This is a genomic window from Spirillospora sp. NPDC049652, from assembly GCF_040675125.1.
Taxonomy (GTDB): domain Bacteria; phylum Actinomycetota; class Actinomycetes; order Streptosporangiales; family Streptosporangiaceae; genus Spirillospora.
Genome location: NZ_JBFAOF010000721.1, coordinates 1 through 3,872, shown reverse-complemented (window position 1 = coordinate 3,872; position 3,872 = coordinate 1). Strand labels below are relative to the sequence as shown.

Genomic DNA, 3,872 nt, shown 5'->3' with positions numbered 1-3,872 from the left:
GGCCGGGCACGAGTCGGCGGTCGGGCGCGTGGGCGCGGCCGGGGAGACGGTCGCGGTCGGGCTGGGGAGCGGGGGTGGGCACAAGGTCGGAGTGTTGGCGTTCGAAGGGATGGCGCCGTTCGAGTTGAGCGCGGTCGTCGAGGTCTTCGGGCTTCCCCGGCCCGAGCTGGGGGTGCCCTGGTACGACCTTCGGATCTGCGGGCTCACGCCCGGCCCGCTGCGGATGGTCGGCGGGCTGAGCATGACGCCCGATCACGGCCTGGAGGAGTTCGCGACCGCCGACACCTTGGTCGTCGTGGCGGTTCCGGATGTCCGGGGCGTGGTGCCGAGGGCCGTAGTGGACGCCTTGCGGGCGGCCCACGAGCGCGGGGCGCGGGTGGTGTCGAACTGCTCCGGGGCGTTCGCCCTGGCCGCCGCCGGGCTGCTCGACGGACGCGCGGCCACGACCCACTGGCTCTACGCCGACCTGCTGCGGCGCCGCTATCCGAAGGTCGAGGTCACGCCGGACGTGCTGTACGTGGACGGCGACGACGTGATCACCGGCGCGGGCAGCGCGGCCGTCCTCGACCTGTGCCTGCACCTGGTCCGCAAGGACCACGGGGCGCGGATCGCCAACGCGGTCGCGCGCCGTCTGGTCGTCCCGCCGCACCGCGACGGCGGCCAGGCGCAGTTCGTCGCGTCCGCCGTCCCCGAGCCCTCGGCGGACGACGCGGTCGGCCGGGCCATGGAGTACGCCCTGGCCAACCTCACCCGGCCCCTGACGATCGCCGAGCTGGCGCGCGTCGCGTGCCAGGCGCCGCGCACCTTCATCCGGCACTTCAACCGGCAGACCGGCACCAGCCCGCTCCGCTGGCTCGTCCACCAGCGGATCATGGCCAGCCTGCCGCTGCTGGAGGAGGGCTCGACCCCGGTGGAGAGGATCGCGGCCGTCGTCGGGTTCGACAGCCCGGCGACCTTCCGCCACCACTTCACCCGCACCATGTGCACGTCCCCGTCCGCCTACCGCAACACCTTCCGAACCGGGACCCCCGCCTGACCATAGGAAGGCCCCGGCCGGAGCCGCGGTCCGTCCATCCGGGGCAGCGGACTGCCACTGCACTGAAGCGGACCGACCGCGGACGCCCCTCAGGCCACTGCTCGCCAGCGGGCCGATTTGCGCAGGTCAGGTGGGTGGTCGCGCGGGGCTGGGCTGGTTCGAGGGGGAGGTGGCGAGGGTAGGTCGCGAGTATGGGGGACGGGGCAGCGAGGGCTGTTTCGCGGGTCGAGGCTGCGGCGCGGAGGCGGGTGTGGCTGCGGGTTCTCGGGTCCGGGTTGGTGCTGTGGGGGGCCAGCGTGCTGGTCACCGCCCTGACCGCGAACTCGAACCTGGTGCCGACGATCGTCCTGCTCGGCAGTTTCGTCGTGCCCGTCGCCTTCGTGGTGTGGGCGTACGAGCACGGGACGTCCGGTGAGATCACCGTCCCCTACCTGTTCCGCGCGTTCGTCGTGGGCGGCGTGCTGGGGTTGCTGGGCGCGTCGGTGCTGGAGACGTATCTGCTGCATCCGTCGCCGTGGATGTACGTGGGCGTGGGGCTGATCGAGGAGGCGGTCAAGCTCGCCGCGCTCATGTACGTGGCGTTTCCGCTGCGGGAGCGGAGGACGCGGGACGGGCTGGTGCTGGGCGGCACCGTCGGATTCGGGTTCGCCGCGTTCGAGAGCGCCGGATACGCGTTCAACGCCCTGTTCACCGTGCACGGGCTGAGCCTGTGGGCGCTGGTCGAGACGGAGATCCTGCGAGGGGTGCTGACGCCGGTCGGGCATGGGCTGTGGACGGCGATCCTCGGCGGGGTGCTCTTCGCGGCCGCGCGGGGGCGGCACCGGTTCCACATCGGCGGGACGGTCGTCCTGGCGTGGCTGGGAGTGTCGCTGCTGCACGCGCTCTGGGACTCCATGCACGGGATCGCGATCGCCGTCGCGCTGCGGCTGACCGGGGACGCGTGGGAGGCCCCGGGGCTCGACGGCTATCTGCCGCAGGCCACGTCCTGGCAGGGGGACCTGATCGCGCTGCTCAACTGGTCCGGCCTGCTGGCGATCTCCGCTCTCGGGCTGAGCTGGCTTCGCGCGCTCGCCGCCCGCGCCCGGCGCGACGACGAAGAGGAGCGTGCCGAGATTGAAGGAGAGGGCTTGAAGGTCACTGTTCAGGGACCCCTCTATGTCCCGCCGGGGTCGTTGCCGCCCTCCGCGCCGCCGTCCAAGCCCTTCGAGGAGTCGTAGGCGCCCCCGCGCGGGCACGTGAGTGACGCAGGCCACATTCGGAGCTGTCACGGATGGCACGTCCTGTTTGTCCCATGGGCGTCCACTTCGGATCGTCCTCAGGGAGATGAGGAACATGGGCAGGAACGTCGTCGTCGTGGGGGCGGGCTACGCCGGGATGCTGTGCGCCATCCGGATCGCCCACCGCACCCGCCGCGACCAGGACGTCACGGTCACGCTCGTCAACCCGTCCGACCGGTTCGTGGAGCGGCTGCGCACCCACCAGACCGCCGCCGGGCAGAACCTCGCCGTCCGCCGCATCCCCGACCTGCTGGACGGATCGGGCGTCGTCTTCCGACAGGGGCGCGTCACCGCCATCGACCCCGACCGGCACCGGCTCACCATCGACGACAACGACGGCGTCGAGTACGCGACGCTCGTCCTCGCGCTCGGCAGCCGCGCCGACACGTCCCTCGTCCCGGGCGCGGACGTCCACGCGTTCACCCTGGACGAGCCCGGCCGGTTCGCCGCGCGCATCGCCGAGCCCGGCGTTGCGGCCGTCACCGTCTGCGGCGGCGGCCTGACCGGGGTCGAGGCCGCCGCCGAGATCGCCGAGAGCCGCCCCGACCTCAGGGTCACGCTGGTCAGCCGGGGCGAGCCCGCCGCGATGATGGGCGAGCGGGCGCGCGCGTACCTGGGCCGGGCGTTCGAGCGGCTCGGCGTGACCGTCCGCGCCGGAGAGGCGGTCGCCAAGGTGCTGCCGGACGGGGTCGCCCTCGCCGACGGCACGGTCGTCCCGTCCGACGCGACGCTGTGGACGACCGGCGTGCGCGTCCCCGACCTGGCCACCGCCGCTGGAATCACCACTGACCAGGGCGGACGCGTCGTCGTGGACGCGGAGCTGCGGTCGGTGTCGCATCCGGACGTGTTCGCGATCGGTGACGCGGCCGCCGTCCGGCAGGCGTGGGGCGAGCTCCACGGGACCTGCCAGACCGGGGTCCCGACCGGCGCGCACGCCGCCGACAACATCGTCCGGCTGCTGCGCGGACGCGCGCCGGAGCCGTTCCGGATCGGGTACTTCCACCAGCCGGTCAGCCTCGGCCGCCGCGACGCGGTCGTCCAGTTCGTGCGGGCGGACGACACCCCGCGCCGCTTCGTCCTCACCGGGCGCGCGGCCGTCCGCTACAAGGAGGCCGTCAGCGGGAGCCCCCTCCCGTTCTTCCGGATGAGCAGGCGTCTCAATGTCCACCCCTACCTCACCAAGGGCGGCCGGGCCACCCGCTGAACCCGCCACGCCGACCCGTCCGGATGCGATGCTCGGGGCAGGACGGAAGCACGCGCGGCGGGCCGGCCGGAGAAGGAAGGGCGAACGCGATGACGACCACGAAACCGGCGGACGACCCGTTCACCGCGCACCGGCGGCTGCTGTTCGGCACCGCCTACCGGCTGCTGGGCAGCGTCGCCGACGCCGAGGACGTCCTCCAGGACGCGTGGCTCGCCTGGAACAAGACGGACCGGTCGGACGTCGCGAACGCGCGCGCCTACCTGGTGCGGACGGTCACCAACCTCGCCGTCAACCGGCTGACGTCCGCCCGCGCGACCCGCGAGTCGTACGTCGGGCCGTGGCTGCCCGAGCCGCT

Annotated in this window: 4 protein-coding genes; all 4 read left to right on the top strand. The window is 73.3% G+C overall.

Translation table 11 applies throughout. The annotated features are described in order from the left end of the window. Window positions 1–109: 109 nt before the first annotated feature. Complete coding sequence (locus AB0J52_RS31360) at window positions 110–1,036, top strand: helix-turn-helix domain-containing protein (RefSeq protein WP_500186371.1); 927 nt, start codon at window positions 110–112, stop codon at window positions 1,034–1,036. Window positions 1,037–1,284: 248 nt separating this feature from the next. After that, window positions 1,285–2,253 (top strand): PrsW family intramembrane metalloprotease, encoded by a 969-nt coding sequence (locus AB0J52_RS31355; RefSeq protein ID WP_500186369.1) that lies wholly within the window; start codon window positions 1,285–1,287, stop codon window positions 2,251–2,253. Between the two features lie 115 nt (window positions 2,254–2,368). Beyond that, window positions 2,369–3,517 (top strand): NAD(P)/FAD-dependent oxidoreductase, encoded by a 1,149-nt coding sequence (locus AB0J52_RS31350; RefSeq protein ID WP_500186368.1) that lies wholly within the window; start codon window positions 2,369–2,371, stop codon window positions 3,515–3,517. Window positions 3,518–3,606: 89 nt separating this feature from the next. Further along, window positions 3,607–3,872: sigma factor (locus AB0J52_RS31345; protein ID WP_500186366.1), on the top strand; the 266-nt coding region annotated here is incomplete at its 3' end.

Coding starts and splice junctions, on each gene's coding strand:
- AB0J52_RS31360 (WP_500186371.1), top strand. CDS start 110: ATGGCGCCGTTCGAGTTGAGCGCGGTCGTCGAGGTCTTCGGGCTTCCC.
- AB0J52_RS31350 (WP_500186368.1), top strand. CDS start 2,369: ATGGGCAGGAACGTCGTCGTCGTGGGGGCGGGCTACGCCGGGATGCTG.